General features: G+C 47.5%; 19 protein-coding genes and 1 pseudogene. 9 read left to right on the top strand and 11 right to left on the bottom strand.

Features of this window, described 5'->3' with window-relative positions; genetic code table 11:
* The first annotated feature begins 135 nt into the window (after positions 1–135).
* Complete coding sequence (locus MJQ52_RS13795) at positions 136–1200, top strand: tetratricopeptide repeat protein (protein WP_265210216.1); 1065 nt, start codon at positions 136–138, stop codon at positions 1198–1200.
* A 17-nt stretch (positions 1201–1217) separates the two neighbouring features.
* On the opposite strand, the gene MJQ52_RS13790 is transcribed toward MJQ52_RS13795, so the two are convergent.
* The 4 genes from MJQ52_RS13790 to spoIIID all read right to left on the bottom strand — a co-directional run bounded on the left by MJQ52_RS13790 (position 1218) and on the right by spoIIID (position 4483).
* Positions 1218–2039, bottom strand: coding sequence for a flagellar hook-basal body protein (locus MJQ52_RS13790; protein ID WP_151140331.1), 822 nt, complete (start codon positions 2037–2039; stop codon positions 1218–1220).
* Positions 2040–2063: 24 nt separating this feature from the next.
* Positions 2064–2861, bottom strand: a complete 798-nt coding sequence (locus MJQ52_RS13785) for a flagellar hook-basal body protein (RefSeq protein WP_007614310.1) — start codon at positions 2859–2861, stop codon at positions 2064–2066.
* Positions 2862–3020: 159 nt separating this feature from the next.
* Positions 3021–4022 carry a cell shape-determining protein Mbl gene (gene mbl, locus MJQ52_RS13780; RefSeq protein WP_003151237.1) on the bottom strand — a complete coding sequence of 334 codons (1002 nt, stop codon included), beginning with the start codon at positions 4020–4022 and terminating at the stop codon, positions 3021–3023.
* Positions 4023–4201: 179 nt separating this feature from the next.
* Complete coding sequence (gene spoIIID, locus MJQ52_RS13775; RefSeq protein WP_003151236.1) at positions 4202–4483, bottom strand: sporulation transcriptional regulator SpoIIID; 282 nt, start codon at positions 4481–4483, stop codon at positions 4202–4204.
* A 331-nt stretch (positions 4484–4814) separates the two neighbouring features.
* Between spoIIID and MJQ52_RS13770 the strand changes: the two genes are divergently transcribed.
* The gene (locus tag MJQ52_RS13770; protein ID WP_014305988.1) at positions 4815–5228 is read left to right on the top strand and encodes a MarR family winged helix-turn-helix transcriptional regulator; all 414 of its coding nucleotides are present in this window, start codon (positions 4815–4817) and stop codon (positions 5226–5228) included.
* A gap of 24 nt (positions 5229–5252) precedes the next feature.
* Complete coding sequence (locus MJQ52_RS13765) at positions 5253–6449, top strand: MFS transporter (RefSeq protein WP_014305989.1); 1197 nt, start codon at positions 5253–5255, stop codon at positions 6447–6449.
* A 35-nt stretch (positions 6450–6484) separates the two neighbouring features.
* Here the strand turns inward: MJQ52_RS13765 and MJQ52_RS13760 are convergent.
* The 3 genes and pseudogenes from MJQ52_RS13760 to MJQ52_RS13750 all read right to left on the bottom strand — a co-directional run bounded on the left by MJQ52_RS13760 (position 6485) and on the right by MJQ52_RS13750 (position 10031).
* A pseudogene (locus MJQ52_RS13760) lies at positions 6485–7940 on the bottom strand (NCS1 family nucleobase:cation symporter-1).
* A gap of 163 nt (positions 7941–8103) precedes the next feature.
* The gene (locus MJQ52_RS13755) at positions 8104–9468 is read right to left on the bottom strand and encodes an MFS transporter (protein ID WP_265210214.1); all 1365 of its coding nucleotides are present in this window, start codon (positions 9466–9468) and stop codon (positions 8104–8106) included.
* The gene (locus MJQ52_RS13750; protein WP_039063775.1) at positions 9465–10031 is read right to left on the bottom strand and encodes an isochorismatase family protein; all 567 of its coding nucleotides are present in this window, start codon (positions 10029–10031) and stop codon (positions 9465–9467) included. The genes MJQ52_RS13755 and MJQ52_RS13750 overlap by 4 nt, the downstream gene beginning before the upstream one ends.
* Positions 10032–10283: 252 nt before the next feature.
* Here MJQ52_RS13750 and MJQ52_RS13745 point away from each other — a divergent pair, with 252 nt between their 5' ends.
* The gene (locus MJQ52_RS13745) at positions 10284–11495 is read left to right on the top strand and encodes an ammonium transporter (protein ID WP_003151223.1); all 1212 of its coding nucleotides are present in this window, start codon (positions 10284–10286) and stop codon (positions 11493–11495) included.
* Positions 11496–11512: 17 nt separating this feature from the next.
* A complete protein-coding gene (locus tag MJQ52_RS13740) occupies positions 11513–11863 on the top strand; it encodes a P-II family nitrogen regulator (RefSeq protein ID WP_003151222.1) in 351 nt (116 codons plus the stop codon).
* 52 nt (positions 11864–11915) lie between these two features.
* On the opposite strand, the gene ftsW is transcribed toward MJQ52_RS13740, so the two are convergent.
* Positions 11916–13070: a putative lipid II flippase FtsW gene (ftsW, locus tag MJQ52_RS13735; protein WP_015387586.1), complete on the bottom strand. Its 1155-nt coding sequence runs from the start codon at positions 13068–13070 to the stop codon at positions 11916–11918.
* Positions 13071–13234: 164 nt separating this feature from the next.
* Here ftsW and MJQ52_RS13730 point away from each other — a divergent pair, with 164 nt between their 5' ends.
* Positions 13235–13810, top strand: coding sequence for an undecaprenyl-diphosphatase (locus tag MJQ52_RS13730; protein ID WP_003151220.1), 576 nt, complete (start codon positions 13235–13237; stop codon positions 13808–13810).
* A 16-nt stretch (positions 13811–13826) separates the two neighbouring features.
* On the opposite strand, the gene MJQ52_RS13725 is transcribed toward MJQ52_RS13730, so the two are convergent.
* Together MJQ52_RS13725 and MJQ52_RS13720 are read right to left on the bottom strand one after the other, a co-directional pair.
* Positions 13827–14249: a VanZ family protein gene (locus MJQ52_RS13725; RefSeq protein WP_014305992.1), complete on the bottom strand. Its 423-nt coding sequence runs from the start codon at positions 14247–14249 to the stop codon at positions 13827–13829.
* A 91-nt stretch (positions 14250–14340) separates the two neighbouring features.
* On the bottom strand, positions 14341–15210 hold the full coding sequence (locus MJQ52_RS13720) for a M23 family metallopeptidase (RefSeq protein WP_017418752.1): 870 nt from the start codon (positions 15208–15210) through the stop codon (positions 14341–14343).
* Positions 15211–15342: 132 nt separating this feature from the next.
* Between MJQ52_RS13720 and MJQ52_RS13715 the strand changes: the two genes are divergently transcribed.
* Positions 15343–15840 carry a GNAT family N-acetyltransferase gene (locus MJQ52_RS13715; protein WP_003151217.1) on the top strand — a complete coding sequence of 166 codons (498 nt, stop codon included), beginning with the start codon at positions 15343–15345 and terminating at the stop codon, positions 15838–15840.
* Positions 15837–16286 carry a DUF5362 family protein gene (locus tag MJQ52_RS13710; RefSeq protein ID WP_003151216.1) on the top strand — a complete coding sequence of 150 codons (450 nt, stop codon included), beginning with the start codon at positions 15837–15839 and terminating at the stop codon, positions 16284–16286. Before MJQ52_RS13715 ends, MJQ52_RS13710 begins: the two co-directional genes overlap by 4 nt.
* A 31-nt stretch (positions 16287–16317) precedes the next feature.
* Here MJQ52_RS13710 and MJQ52_RS13705 read toward each other — a convergent pair whose 3' ends face one another.
* Positions 16318–16755, bottom strand: coding sequence for a DUF5392 family protein (locus MJQ52_RS13705; RefSeq protein ID WP_007614328.1), 438 nt, complete (start codon positions 16753–16755; stop codon positions 16318–16320).
* A gap of 220 nt (positions 16756–16975) precedes the next feature.
* On the opposite strand from MJQ52_RS13705, the gene cls reads away from it, so the two are divergent.
* Entirely contained in the window at positions 16976–18424 is a 1449-nt protein-coding gene (gene cls, locus MJQ52_RS13700; protein ID WP_003151210.1) for a cardiolipin synthase, read from the top strand.
* Positions 18425–18454: the final 30 nt, after the last annotated feature.

Raw genomic sequence — 18454 nt, 5'->3', positions numbered from 1 at the left:
TGTACATTTGGAAGTATATTATGAATCAATTTCTTTTTCAACCGCGCTGTAAACTGTAACCAGCTGGCAATGAGCCTCGTCCATTAATGTGTTATGATAAATAAAGATTTTTACCCTATGCAAAGAGGTTGGAAGATGATTGCTAAGTTTACTGAAAAACGTACGCTGGTGATGCTGAATGAGTGGTATGACGCCATGGGAAAACGCCAATTCGATCTAGCCCGTTCCCTTCACGAACAAATCAATCAGCATCTCCCCAAATTACAAAAGAATGCAAAGCTCAAACTCAGATATCAGCTGTTTTTCGCACGGTTTCAGCTGCTGTTTGAGAAAAAAGACGGTCTGACTAAATTGTTCTGCGAGCTGAAGCGGCGCAAAGATGAGATGGATCATGAATTAACTTATTATTTCTATTTTTTCAAAGGGTTATTCCATATGGTGAATGGCGCTCCGAACCGTGCTGTCTGCCGCTTTAAAGAAGCTGAACAGTACCTGCCGGCCATTCAGGACCGTTTCGAAGCCGCTGAATTTTATTATAAAACAGCGGGTGCATATTACATGATGAAGTCGCCTGCGCTCTCCATTCAATATGTCAATAAAGCGCTGGAAATCTATCAAGGTGAATTCGGCTACATCAAAAAAACGCTCAGCTGCCGGCTGCTTCTCGCCGTGAATTACATAGACGAGGCACGCTATGAAGACGCAGAACAGCTCTTTAATGAATCCATAAAGATAATGGACCGGATCAATGACAATAACCTGCTGTGCCACGCCTATTATAATTTTGGTTTTTTAAAGACCGCCCAGAAAAAAGATAAAGAGGCCCTCCCTTTTTACAAAAAGGTATTGGGCAATCAGCGTTTCGAGAAAGAGTCTCCCGTTTCCTACCTGCATTGTGTATACGAAGCGGTCAGAGCACTTTTTAAAACCGGATATGCCGCCGAAGGACAAACCGTGCTGCAGAAAGGTTTATACATATCTGAAAAAGTGCAGAACAAGATTATGAAATTGAAGCTGACCGCGCTCAACATACTGTACACCGCTCAGGAGGACCCGTACGACCGATTGCAGAAACTCGTGCTGGAGCTGCAGAAAATTGAAGCGTGGGTGGATTTGGAAGTGCTGCTTCAGGATATTACTGATTACTACAAAAAAAAGGGCGATTTTGAGAAAGCCGCATTTTTTATCATGCGCGGCTGATCAAAACGCCCCTTCTTTTATCTGACTGAGTTGATTAAGCCCAGCATTTGGTCTCCCAATGTAATCGTGCGGCTGTTCAGCTGATAGGAACGCTGAGACACGATTAAGTCGGTCATTTCTTTTGACATATCGACATTTGAACTTTCAAGCGCGCCCTGCTCCATGCCGATTGCCTGCCGGTTTGCGCCGGTAAGCTCTTCAATCGCTGAAGCCCCTTCTCCGTTTACGGAAAACAGATTATCCCCTTCCGCATGAAGGGCCTGAGGATTATTGACATTGACGATGCCGAGATTAAACGTCTGCGAACGGGTTCCTGCCTGGTCTGAAGCAGTCAGCGTTCCGGTTTTGCTGATTTTCAGCTGATTCAGCGAACTGTCAATTTGTATGGGCTGGCCGTTCTCATCGAGAATGGGATTGCCTCCCGCTGTCATCAGCTGAAGCAGCCGGTCATTTCCGCCGGCCGGCTTGAGGGAAAGTGAGCCGTCCCTTGTATACACCCGCCGTCCGTCCGCTTCTGCCTGAAGATATTGATAAGGTGAGGTGAACGCGATATCAAGGTCACGGTCGGTTTTTTTGATGCTTCCCTGCCCTGAGTCCAGCTGCGGAGTCATGACCGTCCCGGCGCCGAGACGCAGGCCGGGCGGCGTTTTCCGCATGTTCGGCGAATTTTCCTTTTTGTCATCTATATGGTCATACTGCTGTCTGATCAGCTCGGAAAAGCGGGAGTCCCTCGCTTTATAGCCTGTCGTATCACTGTTTGAAAGGTTGCTGCTGACTGTATCCATCTGCTGCTGAAGCTGATTTAAGGCTGTTGAAGCCGTCAGCATTGATCTGAGCATCATAATTGAACGTCCCCCATTTTGTTACACTTTGCCGATTTCATTTGCGGCTTTATCCATGCTTTTATCGTAAGCCTGAATGACTTTCTGATTGGCTTCAAATGATCTGTATGCTTCCGTCATTTCTGTATACGTGCTCGTCACGTCCACATTCGAAAGCTCCGAGACGCCTTGCTTTAATGAATACGAGACCTGGGGATTCGCCGCCGCGCTCGGCAGTTCAGAGCCGTCGGCCGTGCTGTATAGGTCATTGCCGTCCCGTTTCAGATTGCGCACGTCTTCTTCCATTCTGATGTCAATCTGCCCCGCCGGCCGGCCGTTTGTCGTGACCGTTCCGTTTTCTGATACGGTGAATTTTTCATTGTCGACTGTAATCGGCTGTCCGTTTGTTGATAAAACAAGGTTTCCGTTTATCGTAAGCTGATTGTTTTCATTTAATGAGAAAGTGCTGCTTTTTGAATAGCGGACGCCGCCCGCGGTCTGCACGGGATAAAACAGCTCGGCGTTTTCATTCGTTTCGGCATTCTTGGGAACCTGATTCTCCATAAGCGCGATATCGGTCGGCTGATCGGTCGTTTTCAGGCTTCCCTGCGTAAACAACGGTTTCAGCTCCTGCATGTATACGCCTGTGTTGACGGAACCGATTTTCGTTTTTTTGTCGCCTTCTATTCGGCTCAGAAGCATCTCGGGAAAGGCGCGGATTGAACCTTGATCCTCTTTGTATCCTGACGTATTCGCGTTTGCGATGTTATTTGACAGCATTTCCGTTCTTCTCTGCTGTGTAATCATTGCGGACGTTGCGGTATATAATCCTTTTAACAAGTCTTCCACCTCTGAAATAGCATTATTTCCAGTTGCCTCACCGGAACATTTGTTCTATAATGAAAATCAGCATTTTTTCTTATTATCGGATTTACATTCCCGTTCGTGAAGGGTTTGACAGAAAAAAACCCCATTCTTTTTCAGAATGAGGTTTTATCATCAGCTCAGTTTGCGTTTTGGAAGCTTGTCCATGTTATCCAGCATGACGCCGGTTCCGACCGCAACACAATCCATCGGGTTCTCAGCGACAAGAACAGGCACCCTCAGCTCTTCGGCAAGAAGCTGGTCAAGCCCGTTTAACAGCGCTCCCCCGCCGGTAATGATAACGCCGCGGTCGATGATGTCAGCGGACAATTCAGGCGGTGTTCTTTCAAGAACCTGCTTGGCGGCCTGCACAATGACGGCAACTGATTCACGAAGGGCTTCTTCCACTTCTTTGCTGTTTACTGTAATCGTTCTCGGCAGACCGGAAACCATGTCACGGCCGCGGATGGTGATTTCTTCATGACGTGCGTCTGGGAAAACCGTTGCGACCTTCACCTTAATATCTTCAGCGGTACGTTCACCGATCAGCAGCTTATACTCGCGTTTGATATAATTTAAGATTTCCATGTCAAACTTGTCCCCAGCCATCTTAATAGAAGAGGAGGTGACAATATCGCCCATAGAAATAACTGCGATATCTGTCGTACCGCCTCCGATGTCAACAACCATGTTACCGCTCGGCTGGAAGATTTCCATACCCGCGCCGATAGCGGCAACTTTCGGTTCTTCTTCAAGGTACACATGCTTTCCGCCGCTTTTTTCAGCTGCTTCTTTAATCGCTTTCTGCTCAACGGATGTAATATTCGTCGGGCAGCAGATCAGCATGCGCGGTTTTGAGAAAAGTCCTTTTACATTCAGCTTATTAATGAAATGTTTCAGCATGGCTTCTGTTACTTCGAAGTCTGCGATTACGCCGTCTTTCAGCGGACGGATCGCAACAATATTCCCAGGTGTACGTCCAACCATTCGTCTGGCTTCTTCACCGACAGCCAGCACTTTGCCGCTGTTTTTATCAAGTGCCACAACGGAAGGCTCATTCAGAACAATTCCTTTTCCTTTTACATGGATCAGTACATTTGCAGTACCGAGGTCAATTCCAATATCCCTTGCAAACATCTATTTATATCCTCCTTGATATCTGTTTCACAGTAAAATATCCACATTGTGCCCTAATTATATATATTATCATAATTTATCAAAAAAAAGCTGCTGAACGATATAAGTTCTTGACAAAATTTTGCGGATATTCGCGAAACCGCCCGGAGGAGAAAAAAGGGCCCGGCAGACGTCAGGCGCTACGGCTGCTGAACGGGCTCCCCTTCAAGAATTTCATCCTTCTTGTACTTTAATTTCGTCGCCTCGCCCCCTCTTAAATGTCTGATGGATTTATGATAATCGAGTATTTCTTTTACTTCATTCGCCAAGTCAGGATTGATTTCAGGCAGGCGTTCTGTCAGATCTTTGTGTACGGTACTTTTGGAAACACCAAACTCTTTCGCAATGACACGAACGGTTTTTTTCGTCTCCACGATATACTTACCAATCTTGATTGTTCGCTCTTTGATGTAATCGTGCACACCACTCGACCTCCCCAGTTGGATGTGAGAAGTGTGAAATGAGATCCGTATTCTGTAACAGATTCACTGATGATGCAGCTTCTTCGTTGTCCGATTATATAAGAAGGTTTTAGAAATATGCCCACGATCCCTCACCTCAAACACTCTCTTTGATAGGTTTGTAACAGTGTATTAGCAATGAATTGGGAATATGCTAAAAACTCAATAAGGACAAGGGGCGGGTCATAATTTTCTGCTTTTTGAACGGGGGGTTTACATCCGCGCGATCCTGCTGTAGAATGAAACAGCACAATTAGTTACTTAGGTAAGTTTTTTGAAAAGGAGAACGGAAATGATCCACGTCAACAGACGCCTCATTCATCAAATCAATCAATGCGCCCGCCTGATTACGAAGAAAGCCAATGAACGGCTGGAACCATTCGGCCTGTACTCCTCTCAATGGTCAATCCTATATTGCTTAAAAACGATCGGACCGATGACCCAAAAAGAAATCTGGTCTTATCTGAACGTAGAGGCGCCGACCGTTACCAGAACGATCAAACGCCTTGAAGAAAACGGCTGGATTCAGCGGGAACAGGGAGAAGACAAGCGGGAAAAGCTCGTCGTCCTGACGAAGGAAGCTGAATTGAAATACAACAGCATCAATCAAGAGATGCTGAAGTTCGAGGAAGACATGCTTGCGGATTTCCAAGATGGAGATAAGGAAGCTTTTTCTGAGTTTCTGAATGTGTTTTTAACGAAATAAAAAAGAAAGGGAAGTGCTGTACTTTTGAGTAAATCTGACTCGATCTGGACCAAAGATTTTATTATGGTCGTACTCGTGAATTTATTTGTCTTTGTGTTCTTTTATACATTTTTGGCCGTGCTGCCTATCTATATGATTCAGGAGCTTGGCGGCAGTGAATCGCAAGGAGGGCTTTTGATCAGCCTGTTCCTGTTATCTGCTATTATCACCCGTCCTTTTTCAGGGGCGATTATTGAACGGTTCGGCAAGAAAAGAATGACGATTGTATCTCTGGCGCTGTTCGCCCTGTCTTCTTATCTGTATTTGCCGATACACAATTTCTATCTGCTGCTCGGACTGCGTTTTTTCCAAGGCATCTGGTTCAGCATTTTAACGACGGTCACGGGCGCAATTGCCGCTGACCTTATTCCCGCCAAGCGGCGCGGCGAGGGGCTCGGTTACTTTGCGATGTCTATGAACCTTGCCATGGCGATCGGTCCGTTTCTCGGACTGAGCCTTGTGAAAATCATATCGTTCCCGGTGTTCTTTACGCTTTTTGCTGTATTTGTTTCTTTAGGCTTGCTGATTGCTTTTATGATTCGTGTGCCGGATCAAAACAACAGCGGAACGACTGTGTTCCGTTTTTCTTTCTCCGACATGTTTGAAAAAGGCGCGCTTAAAATCGCGATTGTCGGGTTGTCCATTTCTTTCTGTTATTCAAGTGTGACTTCATATTTATCCGTTTATGCAAAGACGATCCACCTGTTGGATGTCAGCGGCTATTTCTTCGTCTGTTTCGCCGTGACGATGATGGCCGCCCGTCCTTTCACAGGAAAGCTGTTTGACAGAGTGGGGCCGGGAATCGTCATCTATCCGTCGATTATCGTGTTTTCCGCGGGGCTTTGCATGCTGGCGATGACAAACAGCGCCTTCATGCTTCTCTTGTCCGGTGCCGTAATCGGTCTCGGATACGGCTCTATCGTACCGTGTATGCAGACGCTGGCGATTCAAAATTCGCCCGGACACCGTTCAGGCTTTGCGACGGCGACCTTCTTCACTTTCTTTGACAGCGGGATTGCCGGCGGGTCATATGTATTCGGCCTCTTCGTCGCTTCGGCCGGATTCCATTCGATTTATCTGGCAGCGGGGCTGTTCGTCCTGATTGCTTTGCTCCTGTATGGCTGGAGCCAGAAAAAAAGAACGCCGCTTGAAGCGGACGGAAACGTTTCAATCGCAGACTGATATGACAAAAAGCCGGGGGCAGCCCCCGGCTTTTTTTATTCGGCCGCTCTTTCCCGCACGATTCGTCCCTCCGCTTTTGCATAAGGAGGATGAATGTACATAAGCGCCGTATAACCGAGACATGACAAAATGACACCCGCAAACCAGGAGATATCATAGATGCCGGCGAACGCCGGGACGTACATCCCGATTAAAGAAATAAACGCGCCGAGAAACGTCGCGGCAAAGGCCCGGTAATTATAGCCTTTGTAATAAGTGTACTGTCCGGTTTCTGAATAAAGGTCTTCAACTGAGAGCTGCCTTTTTCTGATAATAAAATAATCAGCCATCATCACCCCGGCCACCGGTCCGAGCATCCCGCCGATGAGTCCGAGAAACGCATATACATTCGTGGCGCTCTCCATCAGCTTCCACGGTATTGTGAACAGAGCCAAAACGGCGGTCAAATACCCTCCCCTTCTGAATGTAATATACTTCGGCAGGACATTCGCCAAGTCATAGGCCGGTGACACGATGTTTGCCGCCACGTTAACCGAGACGGCGGCGATGCAAAGTGTGATGACCGAAAGAGCGATAACGAAAGGATTATCAAACCGGGCCAAAATCTCCACCACATCCCAAATCGGTTCTCCGAATGCTACCTGTGATCCGGATGTCACCGTGATGCTTGCAAACGCAAACAGCGCAAACGTTCCCGGCAGCCCGTAAAACTGGCCGCGAATCTGTTCTTTTTGCGACGCGGCGAACCGGGTGAAGTCAGGGATATTCAGGATGAGCGTCGCCCATATTCCGATAATGCCCGTCACTCCGGCGGCAAACGGCCAAAACGTTTCAGAAAATGTATGGAACTTTCCCGGCTGTGAGTAAATCGGACCGAGCCCGCCGGCAATATCTATCGCCCACCAGACCATGCCGCCGAAGACGAGATAAACAAGCGGGCCCGCCCACACTTCAAATTTTTTGATCGATTCCATGCCGTGCAGCAGCACAAGCAGATGAATGCCCCAAAAGAAAATGAACGACAGAAAGCCCGGCAGATGAAGCCCGAATATATTCCAATCTCCGCCGAGACTCCCCCCAGCCCGGCCATATGTTCAAAAGCAGAATGTGTAAGGCAGTGCTCCCGGCAAATGTTTGAATTCCGAGCCACATGATGGCTGTAAATGCCCTGAGAAGCGCCGGAATGTTAGCGCCGTATATTCCGTAAGAAGCCCTGATAATGACCGGAAAAGGCAGGCCGTATTTCGTTCCGGCATGGCCGTTCAAGGCCAAAGCGGCGAACAAAATCAGTGACGCCGTCACGATAATGGCGAGCACCTGCCACGGAGAAAGGCCGATCGCAATGAGCCCGCCCACAGTCGCGTAGGTCGGGATATTATGAATACAACCCATCCAGATGGATGCAAAATTCACCGCCTTCCATGTCCGTTCGCCGTCTTCTAAAGGCAGTAAATCTTTGTTGCTTAGCCGATCACTCGTTATTTTTGTCATTTTCTCCCTCCCGCATGTACGTTTTCCTTACATCACATGTGAAAAAATATAACTGAAAATTCCGTAAATAACATTGGTCGCTGTCGACAATAATCGTTTTGATTTTTGAGCACATTACACAAAAAAAGAGACGGGGAGAGCCCGTCTCTTTTTTTCGCGCCTGTTAAGAGGCTTTTTTGAGGAGAACCGAAAACCGGAACGCCATCAAAAGGCTTACGGCGCCGACAACGATAAGAATCGTCCCAAGCATATGAAAATGGGCGGCGGTAATTTCTTTCCCGAAAAGAATGCCCAAAATGACAGAAGACAAAATCGAACCGAGATACCTGCAGGTCTGAAACAGGCCGGACGTTGTTCCGACCATGTCGGCGGGGCTCGTTTTCAGCATGGCCGCCTGAAACGTGACATTTCCGAAGCCGTAGCCGACACCAAGCACGGACAGGATCAGCCCTTTTCCTATCATGGGCGCCTGAAGAAAGAAAAACGTTAACAGCACCGCCCCGATCGCGGTCAGGCAGGTTCCGGCAACAATCGGCTGAAGAAGCCCTTTCTTATCTATCCATTTTCCGGTCAAAGGCGACACCAGAATACTCATGCCCGACATAAACAGCATAATCAATCCGCTTGTCTGAACGGACAAATGCATTTCATCCTGAAAATAGCTCGGAAGCCCGAAAAAGATGCAGTAAAAGAATATATTCAGCAAAATAAATTGAATATACACCGACGATAGTTTCCGATGCGTTTTAAACAGCCTGACATCTATAAACGGCTTCTCCGTTTTCAGCTCGCGCCAGATAAACAGCCCGACAAACAAAAGCCCGAATACGCCTTCTGTATAGTGAGGCTTCGTACTGAAGGACAATAAAAACGACAGGAGAAGGATAATCGCTCCGGCAAACAGAAGTATCCCGATCGTATCAAGCTGGCGGAGCACGCCTTTCAAGCCGCCGATCTCGCGTTTTTCATCTTTCGGAAACATATACATTCCGAGAAAAAAGCTGAGGATGATAAACGGCAGATTGACGAAAAAGATCGCCGGCCACCCTCCCCAAACGATCAGAAAACCGCCGAGAGTCGGACCGAGCGCCGTCATGGCTGATGCAAAGATTGACAGGACGGCCAGCGCCGAAGCCTGCTTCTCCTGTATATTTGAACGGATCAATCCGACGCCGGACGGATATATCGCGCTGCTTCCGATCGATTGAAAAAGCCGCATGACCAGCAAAGTCATAAAAGTCGGCGCAAACGGCGCGCCGACCGCTGAGACGGCAACAAGCAGAAGCCCGATCAAAAACAGCTTCTTCCTGCCGAGCATATCACCGAGCTTCCCGGTAACAGGCTGCGCCACCGCGCTGGCCAGATAAAAGGACGATATCAGCCAGGACACCGTTGTAAACGACAGGTGAAATTCATGCTGAATACTGTGAAGCGCAAGAGAAATCATCGACGAGTTCAATGGGTTCAGCATCGTCCCCGAAGCCACGGCTGTCAAGAACAGGACGCGGCTTTTTTTGGAGATTGTCATTTTGTCTGTGCGATAAATTCTTCCGTCGTCCGGCTTCTGCCGATTTTCGGGAAGATAAACTTGAGTGTCGCTTCGTGCTGTTCATCGCTGAATGTCGCCATCGCGTCAGTTACGAAAACTTGCTGATACCCGAGCTGAAAAGCTTCTCGCGCCGTGCTCTCCACACCGATGTTTGTCGCAATCCCGCATAACACAATCGTGTCGATCCCCCGTCTTCTGAGCTGAAGGTCCAGGTCCGTGCCGAAAAACGCGCCCCACTGCCGTTTTGTTACCGTATAATCATTTTCTTTCACTCCGATGTCAGGCACAAATTCAGCCCAGTCCGCCGGCGGAGCCGAATGGCCCGCCGCCTCTTCATCCGTCAGCGGCTTCAGCGCATCCGCTCCGTCATGAAAATCCACGTTCACAAAGCTGATAAATCCGCCTTTTTCCCGGAACACATCAATTAATTTTTTCGCGTTCGGCACAACGGTACCGCTTTTATCCATCGGCACAATGCCTTTTTGTAAATCAATAAGGACCAAAGCCGTTTTTTCAAATTGCAGATTTAATGATGTTGTCATAATGATTCCTCCTGATGCAGTTAGTGTTTCTCACCCCGTTTATTTTACTCTTTCCCGGACAGGATTTCTTCCGCCGTGCTCCGGCGCTCTTTTTATGGATATAAAGTCGCACGGCACCCATTTGAAAAAGCAGCATTATGAACGCAAAAAACCATGTCAGATAACCTTACACGAAAATGTTTTATCGTTCTTTTTTCTCTATAATAATGAATTAATCACAATTACATTCTGAATGAGACGGAGGAATACAACATGCAGATGGGCGATACAGTATTTATGTTCTTTTGCGCTTTACTCGTGTGGCTGATGACCCCCGGGCTGGCTTTGTTTTACGGCGGAATGGTAAAAAGCAAAAACGTGCTCAGCACGGCGATGCACAGTTTTTCTTCCCTCGCCATCGTATCCGTCGTTTGGGTTTTGTACGGATATTCACTTGCTTTTGCCCCCGGGAATACATGGCTTGGCGGGATTGAATGGGCCGGACTGAAGGGGGTCGGCTTTGAACCCGGAAGTTATAGTGATACGATCCCGCATTCATTATTCATGATGTTCCAAATGACGTTTGCCGTACTGACGACGGCCATTATTTCCGGAGCATTTGCTGAACGCATGAGATTCAGTGCTTTTCTTGTATTTTCCTTTTTGTGGGCTTCCCTCGTATATACGCCCGTTGCGCACTGGGTATGGGGCGGCGGCTGGATCGGCCAAATGGGCGCTCTTGACTTCGCAGGCGGAAACGTCGTCCACATTTCTTCCGGGGTCGCCGGGCTCGTGCTGGCGATTGTGCTCGGGAAACGCAAGGACGGCACGGCGGCTTCGCCTCACAACTTAATTTACACGTTCTTGGGCGGGGCGCTCATTTGGTTCGGATGGTTCGGCTTCAATGTCGGCAGCGCCCTCACGCTTGACAGTATCGCGATGTTTGCCTTCATTAACACAAACACCGCGGCTGCCGCCGGAATTATCGGCTGGATTTTAATCGAATGGATGCTGAATAAAAAACCGACCATGCTGGGTGCTGTATCAGGCGCTATTGCCGGGCTTGTCGCCATTACGCCGGCTGCCGGGTTCGTTACGCCGTTCTCTTCCATCGTAATCGGTTTCATCGGCGGGCTTGTCTGCTTCTGGGGCGTGTATTGGCTCAAAAAGACTTTCGGATACGATGATGCGCTTGACGCTTTCGGCCTGCATGGAATCGGCGGGACATGGGGCGGCATCGCGACCGGTTTATTCGCCACCACTTCCGTCAATGACGGCGGGGCAAACGGACTGTTTTACGGCGATCCGGGACTGCTCTGGAAGCAGATTGCGGCCATTGCGGCAACCTATGTATTTGTATTTATTGTCACTTTCGTTATCATTAAAATTGTAGGTCTGTTCATTCCCCTCCGCGCCAGCGAAGAAGAAGAGTCACTTGGGCTTGATTTAACGATGCACGGGGAAAAAGCATATCAGGACTTATAAAGTGAGGAGTGGCTTAGATGAGCGGTCAAATGTTCAAGGTAGAAATCGTTACGCGTCCGGCTAAGTTTGAAACATTGAAACAGGAACTCGGTAAAATCGGAGTCACATCGCTGACCTTCTCCAACGTACACGGCTGCGGCCTTCAAAAAGCTCACACCGAACTGTACCGCGGAGTCAAAATTGAAAGCAATGTGTATGAACGGCTGAAAGTGGAAATCGTTGTCAGCAAGGTCCCCGTTGATCAAGTCGTGGAAACGGCGAAAAAAGTGCTGAAAACGGGAGAGCCCGGAGACGGAAAAATATTCGTCTATGAAATCGGAAACACGATTAATATCCGCACCGGAGAAGAAGGACCAGGAGCTTTATAAACAGACAGAACGCCCGGAGACAGAAATATCCCGGGCGTTTTTTCTCGCTTCATTAAAAAGAAGAAGCCTTTTTTTCATGCGGGGCAGGACGCTTATGCCGTACGGTTTGTTTTTTCGCATATGTACTGATATTGACCAGTATGCCGCACAAAAACAGCGTCATAATCAATGAAGAACCGCCATAGCTGATAAACGGAAGCGGCACACCCGTAACCGGGAGGAGTCCGCTCATCGCTCCCAAATTCAAGACAACCTGAAACATTAATTGAAACGTAATTCCGATGGCAAGAAGCTTCCCGAACGGGTCATCAGCCCGCACGGCCGTTTTTACGCCGAGAAGCATTAACGCAAAATATAATCCCAAAACGATCAGAACACCGAATATCCCCAGCTCTTCACTAATCACGGCCATAATGAAATCGGTATGCGCCTCAGGCAGATAGTTCATTTTTTCAACACTGTTTCCAAGCCCTCTGCCGAAAAACCCGCCTCCGGAAATAGCAAAATAGGATTGAATCAGCTGATAGCCGTCCCCGTTCGCGTCACCAAACGGATTGGTAAAGGAAACGAGGCGCTTCACACGATAGGATGCAGAAAATGCGAGATAAACAACCCCCGACACCGCCGTCGCGCCGAGCACGAAAAGATGGCGCTTTTTCAAGCCGGCACATAATAAAATCGACCCGCACGCCGCCAGGATTAAGGAAGCCGTCCCTAAATCAGGCTCCGCCAAAGTGAGCAGAAAAGCGGTCCCCAAAATTACTAAAGGCGGCAGAACCCCTTTCACAAATTGATGAATGTACGGTTGCTTTTTCGTATAAATCGAAGCGAAATACAAAATCATGGCGATCTTCGCCAATTCAGACGGCTGTACGACAAGCGGGCCCGCTCCCAGCCACCTGCGGGAAAAATTCCGCTCCAGCCCGATTCCCGGTATCAATACGAGCAGCAGCAATATCAGCGAACCGACCACAAACAGCGGTACAAGCCGCGCATACCGCTTATACGGCAGACAGGCGGCAAATAGAAATAAGCATAATCCGATCAGTAAAGAGGCACTTTGTTTATGGAAGAAATAGGATGGATCTCCGTACCGCTGAGACCCCATCACATCACTGGCGCTGTACACCATTAACAAGCCGAATCCGCAAAGCAGCATAATGACAAACACAAGCGGCAGATCGGCGTTTTTCAAACGTTTCAGCAACGGACAAAACTCCTTCGGCTATTCTTTTCCCGCATACTTGACGCACAGTAATACAGTCACGTTTCATTCTGTTTATTTTTTTATGATTATTTTTAATACCAATTGTGTCTCATAGAAAAAAGCATTACACTGTTCATATAAAATAAAGATAAAAGGTGATATTTGTGAATTACGAACTATTTAAAGCGATCAATGGTTTGTCGCACCATAGTGCCATTCTCGACTCTATCATGGTTTTTATAACGGAATACGCCATTTACGCCTACGCCCTTTTCCTGCTTGCCATGTGGCTGTTCGGAAGCACAAAAGGCAGACAAAACGCCCTGTACGCGGGCTTCACGGGTGTTGCGGCGCTTATCATCAACTACCTCATCACGAAAGTCTATGTCGAGCCGCGCCCCTTTGTCGAGCATACGGTTCATACGCTGATCCCTCATGCCGCGGATGCTTCATTCCCGAGTGACCATACGACAGGCGCTTTGGCGATTTCAATTGCGATTCTGTTCCGCAACAAAAAACTCGGCTGGCCGCTTGTGATTTTCGGCCTTTTGACCGGCTTCTCAAGAATTTGGGTCGGCCATCATTATCCGATCGATGTGCTCGGAAGCATTATCGTTTCCCTCATTGTCGGATTCCTGCTGTTCAGATTTTCAAATGTGCTTCGTCCGATTGTCGATCTGATCGTGCGAATCTATGAAAGTATCGTTCATAAAAGCAAATCGACAAACCATAATATATAAAAAAAGCCGGCGTCTGTCACAGACTGCCGGTTTTTGTATGTTTGGCTGTATGCTTTTTCCTTTGTAAAGCACAGAATGCGGCAATGCCGAGACTGTCAATCAGCACATCGCGGAGGCATCCGTTTCTGCCGAAAAAGAGCTGGACGATTTCTGTCAGGAAAGCGGCGGCCAATGCATACAGCACCGCCCTCTTCATGCGCCTGCGCTCCCTGAAAAACAAATAGGCGAGCACAAAAAATGAAAACGCGTGCCCGAGCTTTTGAATCGCCGCTTCCGGTATGGCGAGCTCCGCCATATCGAACACAAAGAAACCGGACACATCCGGATGGGACGTGAAACGGAAGGACACCGTCTGCGACACAATCATATCGTGAAAGCTTTCAGTCAAAGCAGAAACGAAAACAAAGACGAGCCACCCGGCCGCCAGACATTTATTCATTCAGCATCTCCTTCGTTTTCTATTAGTATAAAGGCACATGCAGCAATATGAAAAGCGCCTATCAGAGCTGATAGACGCTTTGGGATCAAGATTACTTGCCCGAATCTTTCATTGAGCCGTCATCTTTACCATCTGTCTTGTCTTTTGTGCCGTCTTCTTTGTCACCTGGTTTTTCTTCGGTTTCTTTTTTAGGCGTCACATCTTTTTTCTCGGAAGACTGCTGAATTGACCCTTCCGTTTCTTCTGTCACAGCGTTTTTCTCTTCAGCCGCCGCTTTTTCAATAGATGTTACCGGCTTGTCCATAAAATTGAGCGGGTTCATCGCTACGCCGTCCTTGCGGATTTCAAAGTGCACGTGATTTCCGCTTTCTTCACTGTAAAGATTTTTTCCGGATTTACCGATGACCTGGTTCTGCTTTACTTTGTCGCCCTGGTCCACGCTGACTTCAGATAAAGACTGATAGACAGTAGACAGGCCGTCTGAGTGTTCAATTTCAACCACATACCCCAGTACCGGGTCTTTAGCAGCTTTAACAACCGTACCGCTCAGAGAAGCAGAAACATCAAATGATTTTCCGTCTTTCTCAGCTAAGTCAATTCCTTTACTGAGGCTGTACGTGTTATTATAGTTAACAAGTGCTGCTTCTTTCTCTTTTTTTGCGGCATCAGATTCGTAAAACTTTTTCACAACAGAAACATTTTCAGAATGAGCAGCCGGCATTGCGACGTTTTCCATTGACTTGCCTACTTCGACGGCATCGTCTTTGCCGCTGTCATACGCGGAGTTTCCGCCGTTGTTCGTCAGATTGTCCTTCACATCATTCGAAACGGATTGATACCAAAGGACAGCTGTTAAAATGACGGCCGCACTGACTAAGTAGATTGCAGGGAATATCCAGCGTTTGCGAAAAAACCGCTGAAGTTTTTTGACTTGAGAAGTTTTCTTTTCTTCCTCTCTCATTTGTTCATCACCTCAGCAACATTCTGAACACTTTTCTGAAAATATATACACATCCATAAAAAACTTTTTTGGAAGTAGTATGTGCAGATTGCACTTAATTATGTAATGAAATGTGAAGGGAGATCCCGGAATATGAATTTAACCCTGCGCAAAGCCGTATTGGAGGATTTAGATGCGGTGGTGGCCATATACAACTCGACGATTGCCTCACGAATGGTAACGGCTGATACGGAAGAAGTGACGCCCGCAGACCGGATGGATTGGTTTTTGCGGCACACGGACCGGCGCCCGCTGATGGTCGCGGAAGATGAGACCGGCAAAGTGGCGGCCTGGATCAGCTTTGAAACGTTTTACGGCCGTCCGGCCTATGACAAAACGGCGGAGATCAGCATCTATCTGCATCAGGATTGCCGCGGCAAAGGAGCAGGAAGCTTTCTGCTGAAAGAAGCCCTGGCACTCGCTCCGACAATCGGCATCCGCAGCCTGATGGCTTTTATCTTCGGACATAACGTGCCGAGCATTAAGCTGTTTGAAAAATTCGGTTTTACCGAATGGGGCGTATTCCCGGGTATCGCCGAAATGGACGGAAAACGATATGACTTGAACATTTTAGGGAGAGAACTGTCATGATCACCATCGATAAAGACAAAGACGAAAACCAGCCGCTCAATAAAAAAGCCCGTTCCCTTGCCGACATCGCCAAATGGGGAAAGATCACCGCCGTGTTTCTGATCATCACGGGCTCTCTTTCCGCTCTGTCAGCCATTGTGACGCTGCTCGGAGCCATTCCGGGTGTTCTGCTCATCATTTCCGGCGTCATGCTGATGCGCTCGGCAAAAGCGGCTGCCGCCCTTCAGGAAGGACTAGAAGAAAACGCGGAAGAAAATATGCTTGCACATTACGCGTCATTTATCAAAATGCAGTTTTTTTACGCGGCATCCAGTGTGGTACTGGGCATTCTCGCTTTTATTTTAGTCGTCATCTTCGCTGTCATCGGAATTATGGCTTATTACAGCACTGATACGTATGACACGCCTGATTCATATTACTATGAGAACGACCCTGTGTTTGAATGACAAAAAGAGCTGATCGCGCGTCAGCTCTTTTTTAATAAAGCATTTCTTTTTTCCGGTCTTCTTCCGTTAAAAATTCAATAAAGCTCTTCATCGCAGACGGCTCCTCGGCAATCAGCCGGGTATAGGCGCTTTTCCGTTCCTCAGACAGAATATCGCTTTTTCTGATCCTGTTCAGCATATAAAGGCGGATCGTTTTTTGCACCTGTTTCCGCTGATAGCCGGCTTCCTTAAAAAACGCAAGACCCAGAGCCGCAAGGAGGGCAAAAATGCCGGCCGATACGAGAGCTCCTCTCCCGGAAGGGGCCTGAATCAAAAGCGATGCCAGATGAAACAGACTAAAAGCGGCGAGCGGGAAAGCAAGAAAACGGTAAATGATGCTTTTTTTCATCAGCGGCGCGATGGCGATTTGTATTTTCTGAATTTCTTTTTTTATGAATCCCGGCAATTGTTCCGCATGCTCCAGCTTCATGCCCTCTCCCCTTTGCTGTCATTTTTGTCTTCTTTTTCATATATGCATATTTTACCGCACCCGGAACTTTCTTTGAAAGAAAACTGCATTCATCTTTGATTCCGGCTCTTTATTCTTTCAAAATGTCAATGTTATAATTTGAAATGGGAATCAGATTGCTGCACTTGTCGGAATACTAATGGGCACAGTCTTGATAAATATGATATAGCGGGGTTGCAAAGTGAGCATTTCATTTATTTTATTCGGATTTTTTTTCGTTTTAAATATACTTTTGGCCGTCATCATGATTTTCAAAGAAAGACGCGATGCCAGCGCTTCATGGGCTTGGCTCTTGGTTCTTTTTTTTATTCCCATTTTAGGGTTTATTTTATACCTGTTATTCGGCCATAACCTGAGACGCAAGCACCTGTTTCAATGGGAAGACCGTAAAAAAATCGGAATAGAAAAGCTGCTGAAGTTTCAGCTGAAAGATCTGAAGTCGAGGCAATTCCAATTTAACAACAGGGCGACTGTGGATAATAAAGACCTCATCTATATGCTTGTCATGAACAACCACGCAGTCTTTACAGAGGATAATTCGGTGGAGATTTTAACGGACGGGCGCGATAAGTTCAAACGCTTAATGAAGGACATTTCCAACGCAAAAGATCACATTCACCTTCAATACTATATTTATAAAGGTGATGAACTGGGAAAAAAATTGCGCGATGCCTTAGTGAAAAAAGCACGGGAAGGCGTAAAAGTCAGAGTGTTATATGATGAACTCGGTTCAAGATCACTCAGAAAAAAATTCTTCAAACCGCTGCGGGACGCCGGCGGCCATGTGGAAGTCTTTTTTCCTTCCAGGCTTCGTCCGATTAATTTGCGGCTCAATTATCGGAATCACCGCAAGCTCGTCATCATTGACGGCGAAACCGGCTATGTCGGCGGCTTTAACGTCGGAGATGAATATCTCGGCCTGAATCCGAAATTCGGCTACTGGCGCGATACGCACCTCAGACTTCAAGGCACGGCGGTACACGCCATTCAGACACGGTTTATTCTCGATTGGAACCAAGCTTCCCATCACCATACGCTCACTTACGTTCCGAATCATTTTCCGGAATGCGAGCCGAAGGGCAATGTCGGGATGCAGATTGTCACGAGCGGACCGGATTCAGAATGGGAACAAATTAAAAACGGCTATATCAAGATGATCTCAACGGCCAAACGGTCGATCCTGATTCAGACGCCTTACTTTATTCCTGACTCAAGTCTTTTGGATGCCCTCAGGATCGCCTGTCTGTCAGGCATTGACGTCAAAATCATGATCCCGAACAAACCGGATCACGCTTTCGTTTACTGGGCGACTTTATCTTACATCGGCGATCTTTTGAAAGCCGGAGCCTCAGTCTACATTTACGATAACGGCTTTATTCATGCAAAAACGATTGTCGTCGATGATGAGACGGCTTCAGTCGGTACGGCAAATATCGACGTCAGAAGCTTCAGACTTAATTTTGAAGTCAACGCCTTTATTTATGACGTCACCATCGCGAAAAAACTCATTTCCTCATTTAAAGAAGATCTGCTCGTCTCCAGAAAATATACGTATGAAGAATATCAGGAGCGTTCGCTGCGGATCCGCATTAAAGAATCGATTTCAAGACTTCTGTCGCCGATTTTGTAATTCCCGGGATGTTTCCCGGGAATTTTCTGA

It is taken from the genome of Bacillus sp. jun7 (assembly GCF_051034795.1).
In the GTDB taxonomy this organism is placed as follows: Bacteria; Bacillota; Bacilli; order Bacillales; family Bacillaceae; genus Bacillus; species Bacillus velezensis.
The sequence above is the reverse complement of the archived record's forward strand: the minus strand, read 5'-3'. Positions and strand labels throughout refer to the sequence as shown.